Below are 21825 nucleotides of genomic sequence, written 5' to 3'. Positions count from 1 at the left end.
TAAGGCTGACAATGCGACTGGCTTTCCCTACCTTGTTGTTCACGGCTGTGGCCCTGCTGTCGGGTGCCGCGGGTGTGAATGCGGCACCGCAACCGGCAATGACCGTGTATGGCGAACCGGCGAAATACCCTGCCGGCTTCAGTCATTTCGCCTACACCAACCCGCAGGCCCCCAAGGGTGGCACGATGCGGCGCTCGGCAGTCGAAATCGGCCAGTTCGACCATGTCTTGCCTTACATCGACAAAGGCATCGGCGTCACACAGATCGATGGTTTGCTCTATTCGCCGCTGGCCCAGCGCTCGCTGGACGAGCCGTACACCGTGTACGGCCTGGTGGCAGAGAAGATGGAGCGTTCCGCGGACGGCCTGTCGCTGCGCTTCTACCTCAACCCCAAGGCGCGCTTTGCCGATGGCAAACCGATTACCGCCGAAGACGTGCGCTACACGTTCGACCTGCTGATGACCCAGGGCAGCCTGCGTTACCGCACCCAGTTCGCCGACGTCAAAGGCGTCGAAGTCGAATCGCCACTGACCATCCGCTTTGATTTCAGGAACAACGAAAATCGCACCCTGCCGCTGGATATCGCGACCTTGCCGGTGTTTCCCGAACACTGGTGGAAAACCCGCGATTTCGCCAGTGGCGGCGGTTATGAAGCACCGCTGGGCAGCGGTCCCTATAAAGTCGGCAAGATCGATTCCGGGCGCAGCATCACGTTCGAGCGCAATCCCGACTGGTGGGGCAAGGACCTGGCGGTCAGCCGAGGCCTGTACAACTTCGATCATTTCAGCATCGAGTACTTCGGCGATACCGATGTGGCGCGCCAGGTCCTGCGCGGTGGCGCCTATGACTACAATCGCGAGTTTTCCGCCACCGGCTATTCCATCGGCTACGACAGCCCGGCCCTGAGCGACGGTCGCCTGCAAAAGGCCCACCTCGCAACCGAAGCGCCACAGCCAGCCCAGGGGTTTGTGTTCAATCTGCAAAGGCCCATGTTCCAGGACCGTCGTGTACGCCAGGCCCTGGTGATGCTGTGGGACTTCGAGTGGAGCAACCGGCAGATGATGCGCGACATGTACATCCGCCAGCAGAGCTTTTTCTCCAATACCGATCTCGCGGCCCGGAAACTGCCGGATGCGGGTGAGCTGGCGATTCTCGAACCATTGCGCGGGCAGGTTCCCGACGAAGTCTTCACCAAGGTGTTCGAGGCACCGAAGACCGATGGCAGCGGCCTGATTCGCGACAAGCAACTGCAGGCCCTTGACCTGCTCGAACAGGCCGGCTGGAAACCCGATGGCGACCAACTGGTCAATGCCGACGGCGAGCCGCTGAGCTTTACGTTCCTGGTCAGTCAGAACGGCATGGACCGCCTGCTGTTGCCCTATAAACGCACGTTGAAACAGATCGGCATCGACCTGAACATCCGCCGCATCGACTCGTCCCAGTACGTCAATCGCCTGATGAGCCGCGACTACGACATGATCGTCACCGGCTACCCGGTCACCACTTCCCCGGGAAACGAACTGCTCAATTATTTCGGTTCGGCGGCGGCCACCGACCCGGGATCGAACAACTACATGGTGTTGCAGAATCCGGCAGTGGACACCCTGATCACCGGGCTGATCCGCGCCAACACCCAGGCCGACATGCTGCATTACGCCCACGCCCTGGACCGGGTGCTGCAATGGAACTACTACTGGATTCCCAACTACTACCCACCGGGAACCTCTACAGTGTGGTGGAACCGCTTCGGCATCCCCAGCGTGCAGGCGAGCAATGACGAAGCCATCGAAAGCTGGTGGGAGATGAGCACCACGCCATTGACCAACCAACAGATGACTGCCGAGCGCATCAGCCGTGGCAGACCCGGAGGGCCGCACTGATGTGGGCTTACATACTGCGGCGCCTGCTGCTGATCATTCCGACGCTGGTGATCATTCTTCTGGTCAACTTTGTCATCGTCCAGGCCGCGCCGGGCGGGCCGGTCGAACAGGCCATTGCGCACCTGCAAGGCATCGGCGGCGCCACGGTCGGCGGCGGTTCCGGCGAATCCATGAGCGGCAAGTCCCGGGCCAGTCGCGGGCTCGATCCGCAGCTGATCAAGGACATTGAGAAACAATACGGCTTCGATAAACCGGCACATGAACGCCTCTGGCTGATGCTCACCAGCTACGCACGCCTGGACTTCGGCAAGAGTTTCTTCCGCGGCGCCACGGTCACCGACCTGATCCTCGAAAAAATGCCCGTGACCATTTCCCTCGGGCTCTGGGCGACGCTGATCACCTACCTGGTGTCGATTCCCCTGGGCATCCGCAAGGCCGTGCACCATGGCAGCCATTTCGACATCTGGAGCAGTACCGCGATCATCATCGGCTATGCCATGCCGGCGTTCCTGTTTGCGATGTTCCTGATCGTGGTCTTTGCCGGTGGCACTTCGCTGAACTGGTTCCCGGTCCGCGGGCTGGTCTCGGACAACTTCGAATCGCTGTCGACCGTTGGCAAAGTCGCCGACTACTTCTGGCATCTGGTGCTGCCGGTGACCGCGCTGGTGATCGGCGGTTTCGCCACGCTGACCATCCTGACCAAGAACTCGTTCCTCAATGAAATCACCCGCCAGTACGTGGTCACCGCCCGGGCCAAGGGCTTGAGTGAACGCCGGGTACTCTATGGACACGTGTTCCGCAACGCCATGCTGCTGGTGGTGTCGGGCATTCCCCAGGCGTTCATCAGTGTATTTTTTGCCGGTTCCCTGCTGATCGAAGTGATCTTCTCCCTCGACGGCCTGGGCCGCATGAGCTATGAAGCGGCGGTATCACGGGACTATCCGGTGGTGTTCGGCTCGCTGTTCATCTTCACTCTGTTCGGCCTTCTGATAAAACTGGTCGGCGACCTCTGCTACACCCTGGTCGACCCGCGTATCGACTTCGCCGCGAGGAACGCCTGATGCTCAAGCTTTCACCGCTGGCGCGTCGCCGTTTCGAGCGTTTCAAGAAAAACCGTCGGGGCTGGTGGTCGCTCTGGCTGTTTGTCGGCCTGTTCCTGATGACCCTGGGCGGCGAACTGATCGCCAACGACAAACCGCTGCTGGTCAGCTATCAAGGCCAGTGGTACTTCCCGGTCTTCAAGCGCCACACCGAACAGGAGTTCGGCGGACAACTGCCGTTTCAGGCCGACTACCGCAGCGATTACGTGCAGAAGCTGATCAAGCAGGGCGGTGGCTGGTTGCTGTTTCCGCCGATTCCGTTCAGCGATGACACGCCCAACTATGACCTCAATAAACCCGCCCCCAGCCCGCCTAGCAGCGTCAACTGGCTGGGCACCGACGACCAGGCGCGGGACGTGCTGGCCCGGGTGATCTTCGGTGCCCGGGTGTCGATCCTGTTTGCCTTGATGCTGACGTTTGTCAGTGCCCTGATCGGCATCGCGGCCGGGGCACTGCAAGGCTATTACGGCGGCTGGGTGGATTTGCTCGGCCAGCGCCTGCTGGAGGTGTGGTCCGGGTTGCCGGTGCTGTACCTGCTGATCATCCTGTCGGGCTTCGTCGAGCCGAATTTCTGGTGGCTGCTGGGAATCATGGCGCTGTTTTCATGGTTGGCCCTGGTGGACGTGGTGCGCGCCGAGTTCCTGCGCGGACGCAACCTGGAATACGTCAAGGCCGCACGCGCACTGGGCCTGACTGACCGCAAAGTCATCGTGCGGCACATTCTGCCCAACGCCATGAACGCGACCTTGAGCTACTTGCCGTTCATTCTCACCGGGGCGATATCCACCCTGACGGCGCTGGATTTCCTCGGCTTCGGCATGCCTGCCGGCAGCGCTTCCCTGGGAGAACTGATCGGCCAGGGCAAGCAAAACCTGCAAGCGCCGTGGCTGGGCCTGACGGCGTTCTTCACCCTGGCGCTGATTCTTTCTTTACTGGTGTTCATTGGCGAAGCACTGCGCGACGCGTTTGACCCCCGATCGTGATGCGGATGTTGATATGACCAACCTGATTGAAATCCGTGACCTCAGCGTGGCCTTCAGCGGCCAGACCGTGGTGCGCAATCTGTGCCTGGACATCCGCCCCGGCGAATGCCTGGCGCTGGTGGGCGAGTCGGGGTCGGGCAAGTCAGTGACGGCCCACTCGATCCTCCAGTTGCTGCCGCAAACCGATACCGAGACAACCGGCAGCATTCGCTATCGCGGCCAGGAACTGGTGGGCGCCGATACCGGCAAGTTGCGACAACTGCGCGGCAATCGCATCGCGATGATCTTCCAGGAGCCGATGACCTCCCTCAACCCGCTGCACAGCATCGAAAAGCAGATCGGTGAAACCTTGCTGGTGCACAAGGGCCTGGCGGGCAAGGCGGCGCAAGCGCGGATCCTCGAATTGCTGCACCTGGTGGGCATCCAGAAACCCGAGGAACGCCTCAAGGCCTATCCCCATCAACTGTCCGGCGGGCAGCGCCAGCGGGTGATGATCGCCATGGCCCTGGCGTGCGAACCGGAACTGCTGATTGCCGATGAACCGACCACCGCACTGGATGTGACGGTGCAACGCAAGATCCTGCTGCTGCTCAAATCCCTGCAACAACGACTGGGCATGTCGCTGCTGCTGATCAGCCATGACCTCAATCTGGTGCGCAGCATCGCCCAGCGCGTGTGCGTGATGAAGGCCGGGGAAATCGTCGAGCAGGCGCCTTGCGAGATCCTGTTCACCGAACCCAAGCACCCTTACAGCTGCGTATTGCTGCACGCCGAACCCGAGGGCGAAGCCCTGCCCCGGGACGCGCGCGAAAACGTGCTGGAGGTGGACAACCTGCAGGTACGGTTTCCGGTCAGTGGTGGTCTGTTTCAGCGCAAGACCTGGTTGCGGGCCGTCGATGGCATCAGCCTGAACATTCAGCGCGGCAAGACCCTGGGCATCGTCGGCGAGTCCGGTTCCGGCAAGTCCACCCTTGGCCAGGCGATCCTGCGTTTGCTCGACTCCGAAGGTGGCATCCGCTTTCAAGGCCAGGCGCTGGACGGCCTGACGCAAAAACAGCTACGACCCTGGCGCAAGAAGATGCAGGTGGTGTTCCAGGACCCCTTCGGCAGCCTCAGCCCGCGCATGTCGGTCGCGCAGATCATCAGCGAGGGCCTGGAAGTGCACAGCCAGTTGAGCGCCGAAGAGTGCAATGCCGAAGTGATCCGGGCCCTGAGCGAAGTCGGCCTCGACCCGCAAAGCCGCCATCGCTATCCCCACGAGTTCTCCGGAGGACAGCGCCAGCGCATCGCCATCGCCCGGGCATTGGTGCTCAAGCCGGCGCTGATCCTGCTCGACGAACCGACCTCGGCGCTGGACCGCACGGTGCAGAAACAGGTGGTCGCCCTGCTGCGCCAGCTTCAGGAAAAACACGGCTTGACCTATCTGTTCATCAGTCATGACCTGGCGGTGGTGCGCGCCCTGGCCCACGACATGATCGTGATCAAGGACGGCAAGGTGGTGGAGCGCGGTGCCAGCCATGAAGTGTTTGCCTCACCGCAGCATCCGTACACCAAGGAGCTGTTGGCGGCGGCGTTGTTGGGGCAGGCATAATCTTGCCGTTAAACCGCGTTGCGGCCTTCGCGAGCAGGCTCGCTCCCACAGTTGATCGGTGTCGTTCACAGATCCCCTGTGGGAGCGAGCCTGCTCGCGAAGAGGCCGGCACAAGCAGAACACAATCAGGATCAAACCCATGAACACCACCGAAAGCCTCAAGGACTACCAGCGCGTTCGCTTGCTGGCAATCCGCTCGTTGTTCGAGATCATCGAGCAGTCGAGCGAGGGCACGGTGATCGTCGACCGCGATGCCAACATCGTCTGGATGAACGAGCGTTATGCCCGGCGTTTCGGCCTGCAATCGGCGCAAGTGGCGATCGGCAAGCCCTGCGAAAGCGTGATCCCCGGCAGCCTGTTGCGTGAGGTGGTGCGCACCGGCCGGCCGATCCTGCTGGATATGCAAGACACCCCCAAAGAGCCGCTGGTGGTCATGCGCCTGCCGATTCACGACGATGCCGGCGTGGTGATCGGCGCCATCGGCTTCGCCCTGTTCGACGAATTGCGCAGCCTGTCGCCGATGCTCAAGCGCTACATGAGCATGCAGGAAGAACTGGCTTCCACTCGTTCGCTGCTGCGGGCGCGACAGACCAAATACAACTTCGCCCACTTCATCGGCACCAGTGCCGCCAGCCTGGAAGTCAAACGCCGCGCCCGGCGCAGTGCGAGTACCGAATCGCCAGTGCTGCTGCTCGGCGAGACCGGTACCGGCAAGGAATTGCTGGCCCAGGCCATCCACAACGCCTCGCCCCGTGCACACAAGGCGTTCGTAAGCGTCAACAGCGCGGCAATTCCTGAATCGTTGCTGGAGGCCGAATTCTTCGGCACCGCCCCCGGCGCGTTTACCGGTGCCGACCGCAAGGGCCGCGCCGGCAAACTGCAGATCGCCCAGGGCGGCACGTTGTTCCTCGACGAAATCGGCGACATGCCGCTGCCCCTGCAAAGCAAGCTGCTGCGGGTATTGCAGGAAAAGGAATTCGAGCCGGTGGGCTCCAACGAAGTGATCCAGAGCGATGTGCGGGTGATCGCCGCGACCTCCACGGACCTCGAAGCGGCCATCAAGCGCGGAGAATTCCGCGCCGATCTGTATTACCGGCTCAACGTGTTGCCGATCCAGGTTCCACCCCTGCGCGATCGCCTCGATGATGTGCCGGCGCTCAGCGAGGCGATTCTCGAGGAGCTGCGCAGCCAGCATGAACTGCACCACGAGGCCCTGGAACTGTTGGGGCAACATGCCTGGCCGGGGAACATCCGGGAACTGCGCAATGTGCTGGAACGCGCCGCTTTGCTCAGTGATGACTTGCGCCTGACGGTAGCGGACATCCGCGCAGCGATTGGTACGTTCACCCCGGTGGAGCGCGTGGCGCCCCTGGCCATCGAACCGATTGCCCATGAGACGTTCAGTGCGGCGCGGGAGCGGTTTGACCGGCAACTGATCGAAACGACCCTCGCGCAATGCGCGGGCAAGGTGCCTGATGCGGCGGTGCGATTGGGGCTGGGGCGGTCGACGTTGTACAAGAAAATGGCGGCGTTGGGGATCGTCGAGTCTCATTAAAGAGACATACATCTCCATTGTTAGACAGACCTTCGCGAGCAGGCTCGCTCCCACAGGAGCCCTTGCTCTACTAACCCACTCGGTCAACTGTGGGAGCGAGCCTGCTCGCGAAGAGGCCCTCACAATCGCTACAAGTCTCCGCTTTGAGACAATCAACTCGAATTCAACTCATAAACCAAATATATATCCTTACATTTCAACAACTTAAACATCTGGCACAAAACTCGCTATACGCCTCTCCTGTCAAGTTTCACCCTACAAAAACAAAAAACCAGGAGACACACCATGAGTGTGATCATTGCCTTGGCAGCCCTCGCGCTGCTGATGCTGGCTGCCTACCGTGGCTACAGCGTTATCCTTTTTGCCCCGATTGCCGCCCTCGGCGCTGTCCTGCTGACTGACCCGTCTGCCGTCGCCCCCGCTTTCACCGGGGTGTTCATGGAAAAAATGGTCGGTTTCATCAAACTGTATTTCCCGGTGTTCCTGCTCGGCGCAGTGTTCGGCAAGTTGATCGAACTGTCCGGCTTCTCGCGCTCCATCGTCGCCGCCGCGATTCGCCTGCTCGGCACCCGCCAGGCGATGCTGGTGATCGTGCTGGTCTGCGCCCTGCTGACCTACGGCGGCGTATCGCTGTTTGTGGTGGTGTTCGCGGTCTATCCGTTTGCCGCGGAAATGTTCCGCCAGAGCAACATCCCCAAGCGGCTGATCCCGGCGACCATTGCCCTGGGCGCCTTCTCGTTCACCATGGACGCCCTGCCCGGCACGCCGCAGATCCAGAACATCATCCCCAGCACCTTCTTCAACACCACGGCCTGGGCAGCACCGTGGCTGGGCGTGATCGGCACGATCTTCGTGTTCTGCGCCGGCATGCTGTTTCTCCAGCGCCAGCGCAACAAGGCACAACGTACCGGTGAAGGCTATGGCTCGGACCTGCGCAACGAGCCGGAAACCGCTGCCGACATCAAACTGCCCAATCCCTGGATCGCCCTGTCTCCGCTGCTGGCAGTGGGCATCATGAATCTGCTGTTCACCCAGTGGATCCCCCAGTGGTACGGCAAGACCCACAGCCTGGCGCTGCCGGGCATGGCCGCGCCGGTAACTACGGATATCGCCAAGCTCACGGCGATCTGGGCAGTCCAGGCCGCGCTGTTGGTGGGCATCCTGATGGTGCTGGCGTTCGGCTACAAGGCGATCAGCCGCAAGCTGGCCGAAGGCAGTAAAAGCGCGGTCAGCGGCGCGCTGCTGGCGGCCATGAACACCGCCTCGGAATATGGTTTCGGCGCCGTGATCGCGTCCCTGCCCGGCTTTCTGGTGCTGGCCGACTGGCTCAAGAGCATTCCCAATCCATTGGTCAACGAAGCGATTACCGTGACCCTGCTGGCCGGCATCACCGGTTCCGCCTCGGGTGGCATGAGCATCGCGCTGGCGGCGATGTCCGAGCAATTCATCAGCGCCGCCCATGCGGCGAACATTCCGCTGGAAGTGCTGCACCGGGTCGCCGCGATGGCCAGCGGCGGCATGGACACCCTGCCGCACAACGGCGCGGTGATTACCCTGCTGGCGGTCACCGGGCTGACCCACCGCGAGGCTTACAAAGACATTTTCTGTATTACGCTGATCAAGACCCTGGCGGTTTTCGTGGTGATCGGCACCTTCTACGCCACTGGCATTGTGTGAGGTATTCATGACGACTCTTTCGGGCAAGACCGCACTGGTCACCGGCTCCACCAGCGGCATCGGCCTGGGGATCGCCCTCAGCCTGGCCAAGGCCGGGGCCAACCTGATCCTCAACGGCTTCGGCGATGCCTCCAGCGTGATCGCCCAGGTGCAACAGTTTGGCGGCAAGGTCGGCCATCACCCGGCCGATGTCAGCGATCCGGCGCAAATTGCCGACATGATCGCCTACGCCGAGCGCGAGTTCGGCGGCGTCGACATTCTGGTCAATAATGCAGGTATTCAACACGTCGCAGCGGTGGATGAGTTTCCGGTGGAGCGCTGGGATTCGATCATCGCCATCAACCTGTCGTCGGTGTTCCACAGCACCCGCTTGAGTCTGCCGGGCATGCGCGCCAAGGGTTGGGGCCGGGTGGTCAACATCGCCTCGGTGCATGGCCTGGTCGGCTCGGTGGGCAAGTCAGCCTATGTCGCCGCCAAGCACGGGGTGATCGGCCTGACCAAAGTGGTCGCCCTGGAAACCGCGACCACCCAGGTCACCTGCAACGCGATCTGCCCGGGCTGGGTACTGACGCCTCTGGTGCAAAAGCAGATCGACGATCGTGCCGCCAGTGGCGTTGATCCGCAGCAGGCGCAGCATGATTTGCTCGCCGAGAAGCAGCCATCGCTGGAGTTCGTGACGCCGCCGCAACTGGGTGAACTGGTGCTGTTTTTGTGCAGCGATGCCGGCAGCCAGGTGCGTGGCGCGGCGTGGAATGTGGATGGTGGGTGGCTGGCGCAGTGACTGGCCACTAGACCGCGTTATCATTCTTCGCGAGCAGGCTCGCTCCCACAAGGACATGCACCCCCTGTGGGAGCGAGCCTGCTCGCGAATGGGTTAGAAAATAGAAGAAGAGGCAAACCATGTCCGACATCCTCTGGCAACCCGACGCCAAACGCATTGGCAAGACCCGCATGGAGGCCTTCCGGCGCTTCGTCAATCAGCGCTATCACCTGAAGATTGACGACTACCCTGCCCTGCACCAATGGTCCATCGAGCAACGTCCCGACTTCTGGCAGGCGATCGTCGATTTCTTCGACATTCGCTTTCATGATCAACCCGACAGCGTGCTGCTCGAAGGCCCTGAGATGCCCAGCGCCCAGTGGTTCCCCGGCGCAACCCTGAACTTCGCCGAACACCTGCTGATGCGTCGCGACGACGCGGTGGCAGTGGTGGCCATCGGGGAAAACGGTCAACGCGAACACCTGACCTGGGCCGAACTGGCCGAACAGGTCGCCGGTTTTCAGAACGGCCTGATAGCCGCCGGCGTCGGTGTGGGTGACCGGGTCGCCGCCTGCATGCCCAACAGCTGGCAAACCCTGGTGGCCATGCTCGCCACCACCAGCCTCGGCGCTGTCTGGTCCTGCTCTTCACCGGACTTCGGTACGCAAGGTGTCGTTGACCGTTTCGGCCAGATCGAGCCGAAAGTGCTGCTGACCTGCGCCGGTTATCGCTATGCCGGCAAGGCGATCGACCAGACCGCCAAGATCAACGAAATCCTCGAACGCCTGCCGTCGTTGCAGCAGTTGATCATCCTGCCGTACGGGCGGCCGCACACGCGGATCGAACATTTCCGCACCCCGGCCAACGTGACGCTGTGGGACGATTTCTACGAGCCCGGCGGCGAACCGGATTTCGTCCCGGTGCCCTTTGCCCATCCGCTGTATGTCCTGTACTCCAGTGGCACCACCGGCGTGCCCAAATGCATCATCCACAGCACCGGTGGCGTGCTCCTGCAACACGTCAAGGAACACGGCTTGCATTGTGATCTCGGCCCCGGCGAACGCCTGTTCTACTACACCACCTGCGGCTGGATGATGTGGAACTGGCTGGTGTCGGCGCTGGCGACAGGCAGCTCCGTGGTGCTGTATGACGGCTCACCGTTCCATCCCGACCCGCAACGCTTGATCGACCTGATCGACGACGAGTCCGTCAGTGTCTTCGGGACCAGCCCGAAATTTCTCGCGACCCTGGAAAGCAGCGGCATCAAGCCGCGTGAAAGTCATGACCTGGGCAGCCTCAAGACCTTGCTTTGCACCGGCTCGGCGTTGTCGCCGCAGAGTTACGACTTCGTCTATCGCGACTTCAAGGCTGACGTATGCCTGGCCTCGATGTCCGGTGGCACCGACATCGTCTCGTGCTTCGTCAACGGCAATCCCATGTCACCGGTAAGGCGTGGCGAAATCATGGGCAAGAGCCTGGGCATGGCCGTCGAAGTATGGAACGACGCCGGCCAGCCGGTGATCGGCGAAAAAGGCGAACTGGTCTGCACCCGCCACTTCCCGGCGATACCCATCGGCCTGTGGAACGATGCCGATGGCGAAAAGCTGCGCCAGTCCTATTTCAGCCTGTTCCCCGGCGTCTGGGCCCAGGGTGACTACGCCGAACAACTGCCCCATGGCGGGATGCTGATCCACGGCCGCTCGGATGCCGTGCTCAACCCCGGCGGCGTGCGCATCGGCACGGCGGAAATCTATCGCCAGGTGGAAAAGATCCCGCAGGTGCTCGACAGCGTGGCCATCGGTCAGCACTGGCAGGATGACGTGCGGGTGGTGCTGTTCGTACGGCTGCGCGAAGGGCTGGCACTGGACGAGGCGCTGCAACAGCAGATCCGCCAGACGATTCGCGCCAACACCACGCCGCGTCATGTTCCGGAGAAAATTGTCGCGGTCACCGACATTCCCCGGACCATCAGCGGCAAGGTCGTCGAGTTGGCGGTGCGCAATGTGGTGCATGGGCAAAAGGTGAAGAACACCGATGCGCTGGCCAATCCCGAAGCGCTGGAACAGTACCGAAACAGGCCCGAACTGCAGGATTGAAACAGGGTTACCTGTAGGAGCGAGCTTGTTCGCGATAAACTCGAGAGCGCCGCGGGGCACCTGCCAACCAGCGTTATCGTTGACGACCATCGTCGGAACGCCGCCCGGAGCAAGCTCGCTCCTACAGTCAACCCGGGCCTGTCACCTGTGCAAGAATAGATGCCAGATAGAGCGACTCAGGCGCAGGACTCCTTGATGAACGCAATACCGACCGGCAGTGATGCCCAGGCCCTGATAGCCCGGCTCGACTGGGCAAACAGTCCGCTGGGTGATGCCAGCAACTGGCCACAGAGCCTGCGAACCGCCGTGGACATCGTCATTCATTCACCCATGCCGATGCTGCTGCTATGGGGCCCGCAACTGACGCAGATCTACAACGACGGCTTCGCCCTGCTCGCCGGAAGCAAACATCCACACGCGTTCGGACAACCGGCACACCTGACCTGGCCAGAGCTGAAAGACTTTACCGACCCGATATACCGCGCCGTCCTGCAAGGTCAGGTGCGAACCTACAGCGAACAGCTATTTACCCTGCAACGTGAAGGCCGCGAGTCTGACTTCTGGCTCGACCTGACCTACAGCCCGATCCGCGACGAAAGTGCCGAGGTGGCCGGGATTCTGGTCACCGCCATCGAAACCAACGAACGCCGGCGCATCGCCCTCGAACTCGAACAGCGTTCGGCGGCCAGCCTCAAGGCCCAGCGTGAAACCGAGGAACGCCTGCAATTGGCCCTCGCCGCCACCGATGCGGTCGGCACCTGGGACTGGGACATCAGCGAGGACCGTTTCATCGCCGATGCGCATTTTGCCCAGTTGCACGGTATCGACCCGGCCATGGCCAACCAGTTGCCGATCAGTGAGTACCTGCACGGCGTCCACCCGCAGGACCGTGCCCTGATTGCCCGCAGCATCAAGCATTGCATCACCCACGGCAGCGAATACGCCGAGGAATATCGCCTGTTGCAATCCGACGGCCAGATGCGTTGGGTGTTTGCCCGTGGTCGCTGTTACAAGGATCACCATGGTCGGCCGATCCGTTTCCTCGGCGCCGCCCTGGACCTGACCGAGCGCAAACACACCGAACAGGCCCTGCGCCAAAGCCAGACCGAGCTGCAACTGATCATCAACGCCATGCCGGTCCTGATCAGCTACGTCGACCGCGAAGAACGCTTTCGCCTGAACAATGCGGCGTACCTCGACTGGTACGGGCTGACGCCGCAAGAGCTGTACGGGCGGACCATTCTCGAAGTGCTCGGTGAAGAAGCCTATGCGCTACGCGCCCCGTACATCACCGAAGCGCTGTCCGGCCGACCCTGCAGTTTCAGTATCAGCACCCCACACCGCGACGGCAGCATCCGCCAGGCCTTGATGAATTACCTGCCCCGCCACGGTGCGGACGGCGCGGTGAACGGTTTCTACATCTTCGTGATCGATGAAACCGAACGCAAAAAAACCGAAGAAGCCCTGCGCAACCTCAACGAAACCCTTGAGGAACGGGTTGCCGCCCGCACCCGCCAACTGGCCGAGGCCAACGAGCGTTTGCAAAACGAGATGTTCGAGCGTGAGCGCGCCGAAGACGCCTTGCGCCATGCGCAGAAAATGGAAGCGGTCGGCCAGCTTACCGGCGGCATCGCCCATGACTTCAACAACATGCTCACCGGCATCATTGGCAGCCTCGACCTGATGCAGCGCTACATCGCCGACGGCCGTGTCAGCGAGATCGGCCGATTCACCGAGGCGGCGGTATCTTCGGCCAACCGTGCCGCCGCCCTCACCCATCGCTTGCTGGCGTTCTCCCGGCGTCAGTCGCTCAACCGCAAGCCGCTGGACCCCAACGAGTTGATTCATTCACTCGCAGACCTGTTCAGTCGCACCAAGGGCGACCACATCGAACTCAAACTGCAACTGGCCGAGAACCTCTGGCGGGTCAACACCGATGTCAGCCAGCTGGAAAACGCTTTGCTCAACCTGGTGATCAACGCTCGGGACGCCATGCCCGAGGGCGGTGAATTGCAGATCGAAACTGCCAACCTGTACCTCGACGGCAGTGACCTCACGACCCTGGAACCGGTCAAGGCCGGCGACTACGTGATGATTGCCGTCAGCGACAACGGCACCGGCATGACGCCCTCGGTGCTGGCCAAGGCATTCGACCCGTTCTTCACTACCAAGCCCATCGGCCAGGGCACCGGTTTGGGTTTGTCGATGATTTACGGTTTCGCCCAGCAATCGGGGGGCCACGTCAGTCTGTTCAGCCTGCCCGGCCGGGGCACCAGCGTGCGCTTGTACCTGCCGCGCCTGCACTCGACCGAGCCGGAAAAGGTCCTGCCAGCCGTCGTCGGCGAGGCACCGGCGGCGATTGCCGGCGAGACCGTGATGCTGGTCGAGGACGATGCGGCGGTGCGCATGCTGGTACTGGACCTGCTCAAGGAGCTCGGTTATCGCGCCCATGAAGCCGAAGATGCCAGGGGCGCCCTGCCGGTGCTGGAGTCAGACCTGCGGGTGGACCTGCTGGTGACCGACGTGGGGTTGCCGGGCATGAATGGCCGGCAACTGGCAGAAATCGCCCGCCAGCATCGTCCCGGACTGAAAGTGCTGTTCATGACCGGTTACGCGGAGATCGCCGCCGAGCGCCAGGGTTTCCTCGAAGAAGGCATGGACATGGTGAGCAAACCGTTTTCCATCGAACTGCTGGCCAACAAGATTCGCACGATGATCGGCCAACCGGACTGAGTTGAGGCATAATCGCGCGCCCCGCTGGCTCGTACATAGCCACCACCGTTGCAAGGTAACCGCCACATGAAAGCTCAAGCCCGCCATATTCTGGTGAAAACCTCGGAAGAAGCCGAGCAGCTCAAACAACGCATCGCCAAGGGTGAAGCGTTTGATGTGCTGGCCAAGAAGTATTCGACCTGCCCATCGGGCAAGCGCGGCGGTGACCTCGGTGAAGTACGGCCGGGGCAGATGGTCGGCGTGATCGACGCGGTGATCTTCAAGAAACCGCTGCGGGTGGTCCACGGGCCGATCAAGAGCAAGTTCGGGTATCACCTGGTGCAGGTGTTCTACCGGGATTGATGCATTTGGCTTGAGTGCCTCTTCGCGAGCAGGCTCGCTCCCACACTGGAATGCGATCCCCTGTGGGAGCGAGCCTGCTCGCGATCCGATGGCGCAGCCAGCGGCCATCCACCACTTATCTCGGGATCAACGCCCCCGGCACCTGAATCACCCGGCTCGCCAACCGATGCCCGGCCTCGGCGGCTTCCTCGGGACTACCGCCCATGAGCCGCGAAGCCAGATACGCCGCACTGAACGAATCCCCCGCCGCCGTGGTGTCCACCACCCGCTCGACCTTCTGCGCCGGCACTTCGAAGGACTCGCCCGTGCAACGAATCAGGCACGCTTGAGCACCGCGCTTGAGCACCACCTCCGGCGTACCGATCTGCTCATACGCGGCAAACACCGCGTCACAATCGGCATAACCGAACAGCGCCTGTTCGTCCTCCACGGTCAGCAACGCCAGGTCGACATGCGCCAGCACCTGGCGATACGCCGCCCGGGCGTCCTCGACCGAGGCCCACAGCCGCGGCCGGTAGTTGTTGTCGAACACTATTCGCGCATCGCGCTGACGGGCTTCAACCAGGGTTTGCAGCAATTTTCCCCGGCCTTGCACGCCGAGTACCGCCAGGGTGATACCGCTGAAGTACAGCACGTCGTAATCCGGCAGCGCCGCCAGGATCGGCTCGGCGGCCGGCGTAGTGAAGCAATCGCGAACCGCCGCTTCATTGCGCCAGTACAGAAAGCGCCGCTCGCCCGCCGAGTCAGTCTGGATGCAATACAAACCCGGCAGACGTCCGGGCAGACGCTGAACCATGCCGAGCCCGATGTTTTCCGCCGCCCAACTGCGGCACATCGCATCGCTGAAACTGTCATCGCCCAGGGCGGTGACGTAGTCCACGGTGCCGCTCGCCCCCAGTTCCCGGGACAGGTACACCGCCGTGTTCAAGGTGTCGCCACCGAAGCTCTGTTGCAGGCTGCCATCGGCGCGATGCTGCAACTCGATCATGCACTCGCCGATCAGGGCGATGCGTGGAGCGTCGGGGCCCAGGGTGTTGATGGTGTTCATTTTGCGTTCTCTCTGGTGTTGCTGTGTTGTCTGTGCGGTTGCCTTCGCGAGCAGGCTCGCTCCCACAATGGAATGTGGCCTCCTGTGGGAGCGAGCCTGCTCGCGAAGGCCGCGCCTCGGTCCTGAACCTTAGAAACAGGTTTCCATGGTCTCGATGACGTTCAGTTGCTCGTCCACCAGACAGCCGATGCGCCACTTGTCGAACGTCAGGCACGGGTGCGAAGTGCCGAACGAAATGATGTCGCCCACCCGCAGATCAACCCCCGGCGCTACAGTCATGAACGCATGCTGGTCCATCACGGCGGTGACTTTGCAGGCACTCACATCATCGCCGCTGGCCGGCACCACACCCGCCTTGTATCGCAGCAACGGCACCGGCAAACCCGCGTCGTAGGCCACGTCGCGTTTACCCAGGGCAATCACCGCAAACCCAGGCTCGGGCAACGACTGCACGTGCGCCCACACTTCCAGCGCCGGACGCAGGCCTTCGTGCAGGTCGCTGCGCCGGTCGAGCACGCAGCACTGCGCCTCCTTGTAGATGCCATGGTCGTGAGCCACATAACTGCCAGGACGCAGCACGCTGAGGAAACGGCCAGCGGCGTTCTGCGCTTCGAAGGATTCGGCAATCAGGTCGTACCAGGCCGAACCCGACGCGGTGATGATCGGCTTGGCAATGGCGAACGCGCCGCTGTCCTGCAACTGCACCGCCAGACGCACCAGCGATGCGGCGAAATCGCGAATACCGGTCACGGCGTGATCGCCATGGATCACCCCTTCATAGCCTTCGATCCCGGTCAGGGCCAGGGCCGGTTGCGCGGCGATGGCCTTGGCCAGGTCGAGCACCTCCTGTTCACTGCGGCAACCGCATCGACCACCGACCACGCCGTATTCGATCATGACGTTCAGGCGCACGCCGCGGGAGGCGAAATAGGCGCCGAGGTCAGCGACGTTGTCCGGGTGGTCGACCATGCAATAGAAGTCGAACGCCGGATCGGCCAACAGGTCGGCGATCAGCGCCATGTTCGGCGTGCCAACCAACTGGTTGGCCATCAGCACACGGCGCACGCCATGGGCGTAGGCCGCACGGGTTTGTGTGGCACTGGCCAGGGTGATGCCCCAGGCACCGGCGTCCAGTTGGCGACGGAACAACGCGGGGGTCATGCTGGTCTTGCCATGGGGCGCCAGCTCTGCACCGCTGTGACTGACGAACGCCTGCATCCAGCGGATGTTGTGCTCCAGCGCCTCGCGGTGCAGCACCAGCGCGGGCAGGCTGACGTCGCGCACCAGGCTGGCGCCGATCGGGGCTGCGCCTTTATCCACGTTGGCTGTATTGGGGGCAGAAGACATGGTCGAACTCCTCGTTCTCGCGGCCGCAGGCAGCCGCTGTTATTCGTTGATGCGACGGGCCAGGCTGTTGGCGCTTTCGATCAGCACCCGGCGATAGTCGTTATAGTTGTTCCTGGCGTCGGCCCGGGGGGCGACGATGCACAGGGTCGCGATGGCCACGCCCCTGGGGTCTTTGACCGGCGCGGCGAAGCAATGGGTAAAGGTGTCGGCGACACTATCGAAAGAGAAGAAACCATCGATACCGGCCTGACGGATTTCCTTGAGGAACTGCTCAAGCGGCAGACGCTCGCCATCGGGCAGGATGAAGTCGTCGTGGTCGATCAGGTCGACGATTTCCTGGTCGCTCAAGTGCGCCAGCAACAGGCGCCCGGAAGCGGTCCAGGGGATGGGTGCGTTTTCGCCGATGTCCGAGGAAATGCGGAAATGCCGTTCCCCCTCCTTCATCAGCGCAACGGTGTATTTGCGCCCGTTGAGCAGGCACATCTGTGCCGTTTCATGGGTCTGGCTGACGATTTCCTGCAGGGCGTGATCGGCCTCGCGGGTGAGGTCGAAATGGCGCAAATGCGCCTGGCCGAGAAAGTACAACTGACGACCGAGGTAGACATGACCGTCCTTGCCCACCGGCTCCAGGATCCGCCGCTCCAGCAGCGAAGCCACCAGTTCGTAGACCGTGGATTTGGGGCTGCCGATGCCGTTGGCGATGTCGTTCGGGCGCAGGGGCTGGCCGATCTCCTTGAGGAAATCGAGGATATCGAACGCCCGGTCCAGACCGCGTGCCCGGCGCTTGATGGTGTCTTCGGTCATTTCAGTGGTTCCCATTCAGAGTGCCGGGAGTTTAACCAGAGTGCTGTGGTGACTGTTAGGCCGCTTTCGCGAGCAGGCTCGCTCCCACAGGAGAACGCATTCCAATTGTGGGAGCGAGCCTGCTCGCGAAGAATTCACCGCAATTCTCAGGCCTTTTTCTTGTAGGCAATACAGTCGATCTCGACCTTGCAGTCGACCATCATGTTCGCCTGCACACAGGCCCGCGCCGGTGCGTGCTCGGGTTTGAAGTACTCGGAGAAGACCTTGTTGAAACTGGTGAAATCCCGCGGATCCTCCAGCCACACCCCGGCACGCACCACATCCTCCAGGCCATAACCGGCCTCTTGAAGAATCGCGATCAGGTTCTTCATGGTCTGGTGGGTCTGCTCGACGATGCCACCCACAATGATCTCGCCATCCTTCGCAGGCACCTGGCCGGAAACGTGCAGCCAGCCATCGGCTTCAACGGCGCGGGCGAAAGGACGTGGCGTGCCGCCAGCGGCGGTGCTGCCGGTGCCGTAACGAGTAATGCTCATGAGTGTTTCTCCTGATTGAAAATTGAGTGTTTAAAACCGCGTGCTTTTGAGAAATTCAGCCAGACGCGGCGATTGCGGGCGCTCGAACAGTTCCTTGGGCGGACCCTGCTCTTCAATTCGCCCCTGATTCATGAAAACGATTTTGTCCGACACCTCGAAGGCGAAGCGCATTTCGTGGGTCACCAGCAGCATGGTCATGCCATCGTCGGCCAGGCCCTTGATCACATTGAGCACTTCGCTGACCAGCTCCGGGTCCAGCGCCGAAGTGACTTCGTCGAACAGCATCAGGCTCGGGTTCATCGCAATTGCCCGGGCAATCGCCACGCGCTGCTGCTGACCGCCAGACAACTGACCGGGAAAGTGATCGCGCCGCTCCAGCAGGCCGACACGCTCCAGCCATTTCTCGGCCAGGGCCACCGCTTGGTCCTTGTGCAGCTTCTTGACCTTGAGCAGGCCCAGGGTGACGTTCTGCAATGCCGTCAGGTGCGGAAACAGGTTGAACTGCTGGAACGCCATGCCGGTCATGGCGCGATGACGGGCAATGACCTTTTCCGGGTGGCGAATGCGTTTGCCGTTGACCTCGTCATAACCGATGGACTCGCCATCAAGCAGGATCTGCCCGCCCTGGAATTCTTCAAGCATGTTCACGCAGCGCAGCAGCGTGGTCTTGCCCGAGCCGCTGGAGCCGATCAGCGTCACCACGTTGCCGCGCTGCATGGTCAGGTCGACGCCCTTGAGCACTTCGAGTTGGTCGTAGCGCTTGTGCAGGCCGCGAATGTCCAGCAGCGGTTGGCCGTTCTGTGCATTGGATTGAGTCTGAGTCATGGCAAAGCCACCCGCTTTTCAATGTGCCGGCCGAGTAACTCGATGCCGTAGTTGATGACGAAGAACAGGAAACCGGCGAACAGGTAAAACTCCAGGGTCATGAAGGTCCGGGCAATGATCTGCTGGGTACTGAGCAGCAATTCCGCCACACCGATCACCGACAACAGGGTCGAGGCCTTGACGATCTCGGTAGACGAGTTGACCCAGGTCGGCAGGATCTGCCGCAACGCCTGGGGCAACAGCACGTATCCGAGGGCCTGGTAGAACGTCAGGCCGATGGCCTTGCTCGCTTCCATTTGTCCGCGCGGCAAGGCCTGCAATGCACCGCGCACGATCTCGGCGACGTGGGAGCCGCAGAACAGCGTCAACCCCAGCGCTCCGGCCTGGAACGCGCCGATCTGCCAGCCTAGCGCCGGCGCCATGTAGAAACATGCCAACACCAGCACGAACACAGGCGTGCCGCGAATCACATCGACATAAAAACGAAACGGAGCGCGCATCCAGAACTTGCCGTAGGTCAGTACCAGACCGGCGACAACGCCAACGAGCGTGCCGAGCAAAATCGCCAGCACCGACACCTGGACACTGGTCACAAAGCCTTGCCACAGCACTTCGCGCGCCACCCACAACTCATGCAACCAACTGGGGGATTCGTACATGGAGCCTCCTATCGGCGAATCGCCAGACGCTGCTCGAGGTAACGCAGCATCATGGCAATGAGGTAACAGGCCGCCACATAGAGCGCCGTGGTCACCAGCCAGGTTTCAATCACCCGGTAGCTCTCGACATTGATCTTGCGCGCGTAATAGGTCAGCTCCGGCACGGCAATCGCCGCCGCCAGCGAGGTGTCCTTGAACAGCGAAATGAAGTTGTTCGACAGCGCCGGCAACACATTGCGCAGCATCACCGGCACCGTCACGTAGGCCTTGACCTGCCACTCGCCCAGGCCAATGGCCAGGCCGGCTTCACGCTGGCCCTTGGGAATGCTCAGCAGACCGCCGCGGAACACTTCGGTCAGGTACGCCCCGGCATACAGCGACAGGGTGATGATGAACGACGGAATCTTGTCCAGACGAATGCCCAGGCTGGGCAACGCAAAGTAGATCAACAGGATCAACACCAGGATCGGCGTGTTACGGATCACCGTGACATACACCGACGCCAGCACCCGCAATGCGCGGTGCTTCGACAGCAAAGCAAACGCCATCATCAGGCCGATCACGCAGCCGATGGCGATCGACACCAGGGCCAGCTCAAGGCCCAGACCGAGCCCCGCCAGCAAGGTGTCGAAATCGCGCCATACGGCGGCAAAGTTCAACTGATAGTTCATGGTCAGCAGTACCTTGAGCGGGGCGCTCAGCGGCGCCCCACTCTCACGGGATCATTGGAATTCGACGGGGAAACCGATCTTCGGCGTTGGCAGGTCTACGCCGAACCACTGCTTGAAGGACGCCGCGTAAGTCGGGAACTCAACGCCGGTCATGGCCTCATGCAGGGTGGTGTTGACGAAGTTCAGCCAGTCCTGGTCGCCGCGCTTGACCGCGCACGCATAGGTCTGCGGGCTCCAGGCATAAACCGGGCTGCGATAACGGCCGGGGTTCTGCACCATCAGGTATTTCACCGAAGACTGGTCGGTGGCCGCCGCGTCGGCGCGACCGGAGTTCACGGCCTGGTACATCAGGTCCACGCTGTCGTACTGATCGACCTTGGCCTTGGGCAGCGCCTGATGCACCAGCTCTTCGGCATAGACGTTTTGCAGCACCGCTACGGTGAGACTGTCACCGGCGGCTTGCATGTCGTCGATTTCCTTGTACTTGCTGTTGGCCGGCAGCAGCAGGCCGACGCCTTCGCGGTAGTACGGCAGGGTGAACGCCACTTGCTGCGCACGGCTGGCCGTCACGGTGATGAACTGGCAACTGATGTCGACCTTGTCGGTCAGCAGGTTCGGGATCCGCGCATCGGACGACTGCACCACGTACTCGACCTTGGTCGGGTCGTTGAACAATCCCTTGGCGATCATGTGCCCGATATCGATATCGAAACCCTGCAACTTGCCATCCGCGCCCTGGAAGTGCCAAGGCGCATTGGTGCTGCCAGTGCCTACAATCAATTTGCCGCGAGCCAGAACACTGTCGAGCTTGCTGTCCGCCGCCTGAGCCACGCCCATGGCAGCAGCAGAAGCCGCGAAAAGAAAAACACACGCTTTGAACAAGGAAGGTCGGCGATGCATGGCAAGCACTCCAGGGTGATGTTTATTCCGTTATACCGGAACATTGTATGTAACAACGGAATAGACAGCAGAAAGTGTGCCACAGGATGTGGAGGGAATGTGAGGGGGATTGAAATTTGTTTTGAATCAGAGGGATGCGTGAGGTGAGGAAAAAACGTTACCAAACGCACGGAACCCTGACCGCTACCGTTGGCTACAAAAGGCGGGTATCTGGTTCACAACCGGGCGCGCCATGAGTCAATTCAGGGCAGTCCCTGCAATACGGCAGGACAGATGCCAGTCACTGCCGCTCATTGGACAACCCCCTGTCCGGCTGCT

18 protein-coding genes are annotated in these 21825 nt (G+C 61.7%); 10 read left to right on the top strand and 8 right to left on the bottom strand.

Annotated features, from left to right (window positions below; all coding sequences use genetic code 11):
* The first annotated feature begins 11 nt into the window (after window positions 1-11).
* The 10 genes from ACEN8E_RS11955 (at window position 12) to ACEN8E_RS11910 (ending at window position 14717) form a co-directional block, all read left to right on the top strand.
* Window positions 12-1880, top strand: a complete 1869-nt coding sequence (locus ACEN8E_RS11955; RefSeq protein WP_495592782.1) for an extracellular solute-binding protein — start codon at window positions 12-14, stop codon at window positions 1878-1880.
* Window positions 1880-2941, top strand: coding sequence for a microcin C ABC transporter permease YejB (locus ACEN8E_RS11950; RefSeq protein WP_085717658.1), 1062 nt, complete (start codon window positions 1880-1882; stop codon window positions 2939-2941). The genes ACEN8E_RS11955 and ACEN8E_RS11950 overlap by 1 nt, the downstream gene beginning before the upstream one ends.
* Window positions 2941-3963 (top strand): ABC transporter permease, encoded by a 1023-nt coding sequence (locus tag ACEN8E_RS11945; protein ID WP_495592781.1) that lies wholly within the window; start codon window positions 2941-2943, stop codon window positions 3961-3963. Before ACEN8E_RS11950 ends, ACEN8E_RS11945 begins: the two co-directional genes overlap by 1 nt.
* Window positions 3964-3976: 13 nt before the next feature.
* Window positions 3977-5554: an ABC transporter ATP-binding protein gene (locus ACEN8E_RS11940; RefSeq protein WP_495592780.1), complete on the top strand. Its 1578-nt coding sequence runs from the start codon at window positions 3977-3979 to the stop codon at window positions 5552-5554.
* Between the two features lie 139 nt (window positions 5555-5693).
* On the top strand, window positions 5694-7109 hold the full coding sequence (locus ACEN8E_RS11935; RefSeq protein ID WP_495592779.1) for a sigma-54 interaction domain-containing protein: 1416 nt from the start codon (window positions 5694-5696) through the stop codon (window positions 7107-7109).
* Window positions 7110-7394: 285 nt separating this feature from the next.
* Window positions 7395-8786, top strand: a complete 1392-nt coding sequence (locus ACEN8E_RS11930; RefSeq protein WP_413705012.1) for a GntP family permease — start codon at window positions 7395-7397, stop codon at window positions 8784-8786.
* 7 nt (window positions 8787-8793) lie between these two features.
* On the top strand, window positions 8794-9567 hold the full coding sequence (locus tag ACEN8E_RS11925; RefSeq protein WP_495592778.1) for a 3-hydroxybutyrate dehydrogenase: 774 nt from the start codon (window positions 8794-8796) through the stop codon (window positions 9565-9567).
* A 119-nt stretch (window positions 9568-9686) separates the two neighbouring features.
* Complete coding sequence (locus ACEN8E_RS11920) at window positions 9687-11642, top strand: acetoacetate--CoA ligase (RefSeq protein WP_495592777.1); 1956 nt, start codon at window positions 9687-9689, stop codon at window positions 11640-11642.
* Between the two features lie 195 nt (window positions 11643-11837).
* Window positions 11838-14375, top strand: a complete 2538-nt coding sequence (locus ACEN8E_RS11915) for a PAS domain-containing hybrid sensor histidine kinase/response regulator (protein ID WP_495592776.1) — start codon at window positions 11838-11840, stop codon at window positions 14373-14375.
* Between the two features lie 66 nt (window positions 14376-14441).
* Window positions 14442-14717: a peptidylprolyl isomerase gene (locus ACEN8E_RS11910; protein ID WP_007898282.1), complete on the top strand. Its 276-nt coding sequence runs from the start codon at window positions 14442-14444 to the stop codon at window positions 14715-14717.
* Between the two features lie 115 nt (window positions 14718-14832).
* On the opposite strand, the gene ACEN8E_RS11905 is transcribed toward ACEN8E_RS11910, so the two are convergent.
* The 8 genes from ACEN8E_RS11905 to ACEN8E_RS11870 all read right to left on the bottom strand — a co-directional run bounded on the left by ACEN8E_RS11905 (window position 14833) and on the right by ACEN8E_RS11870 (window position 21507).
* Window positions 14833-15765, bottom strand: coding sequence for a sugar kinase (locus ACEN8E_RS11905; RefSeq protein WP_495592775.1), 933 nt, complete (start codon window positions 15763-15765; stop codon window positions 14833-14835).
* A gap of 129 nt (window positions 15766-15894) precedes the next feature.
* Complete coding sequence (locus tag ACEN8E_RS11900; protein ID WP_495592774.1) at window positions 15895-17112, bottom strand: amino acid deaminase; 1218 nt, start codon at window positions 17110-17112, stop codon at window positions 15895-15897.
* Window positions 17113-17151: 39 nt separating this feature from the next.
* Window positions 17152-17916, bottom strand: coding sequence for an IclR family transcriptional regulator (locus tag ACEN8E_RS11895; protein WP_495593309.1), 765 nt, complete (start codon window positions 17914-17916; stop codon window positions 17152-17154).
* A gap of 146 nt (window positions 17917-18062) precedes the next feature.
* Entirely contained in the window at window positions 18063-18452 is a 390-nt protein-coding gene (locus tag ACEN8E_RS11890; RefSeq protein WP_429371004.1) for a RidA family protein, read from the bottom strand.
* 30 nt (window positions 18453-18482) lie between these two features.
* Entirely contained in the window at window positions 18483-19277 is a 795-nt protein-coding gene (locus ACEN8E_RS11885) for an amino acid ABC transporter ATP-binding protein (protein ID WP_495592773.1), read from the bottom strand.
* The gene (locus ACEN8E_RS11880) at window positions 19274-19936 is read right to left on the bottom strand and encodes an amino acid ABC transporter permease (RefSeq protein ID WP_495592772.1); all 663 of its coding nucleotides are present in this window, start codon (window positions 19934-19936) and stop codon (window positions 19274-19276) included. The genes ACEN8E_RS11885 and ACEN8E_RS11880 overlap by 4 nt, the downstream gene beginning before the upstream one ends.
* Window positions 19937-19944: 8 nt before the next feature.
* A complete protein-coding gene (locus ACEN8E_RS11875) occupies window positions 19945-20607 on the bottom strand; it encodes an amino acid ABC transporter permease (protein ID WP_008015908.1) in 663 nt (220 codons plus the stop codon).
* Window positions 20608-20658: 51 nt separating this feature from the next.
* Window positions 20659-21507 (bottom strand): transporter substrate-binding protein, encoded by an 849-nt coding sequence (locus ACEN8E_RS11870; RefSeq protein ID WP_495592771.1) that lies wholly within the window; start codon window positions 21505-21507, stop codon window positions 20659-20661.
* Between the last annotated feature and the right edge of the window lie 318 nt (window positions 21508-21825).

Source organism: Pseudomonas sp. Pseusp9, from assembly GCF_059491265.1.
The sequence above is the reverse complement of the archived record's forward strand: the minus strand, read 5'-3'. Positions and strand labels throughout refer to the sequence as shown.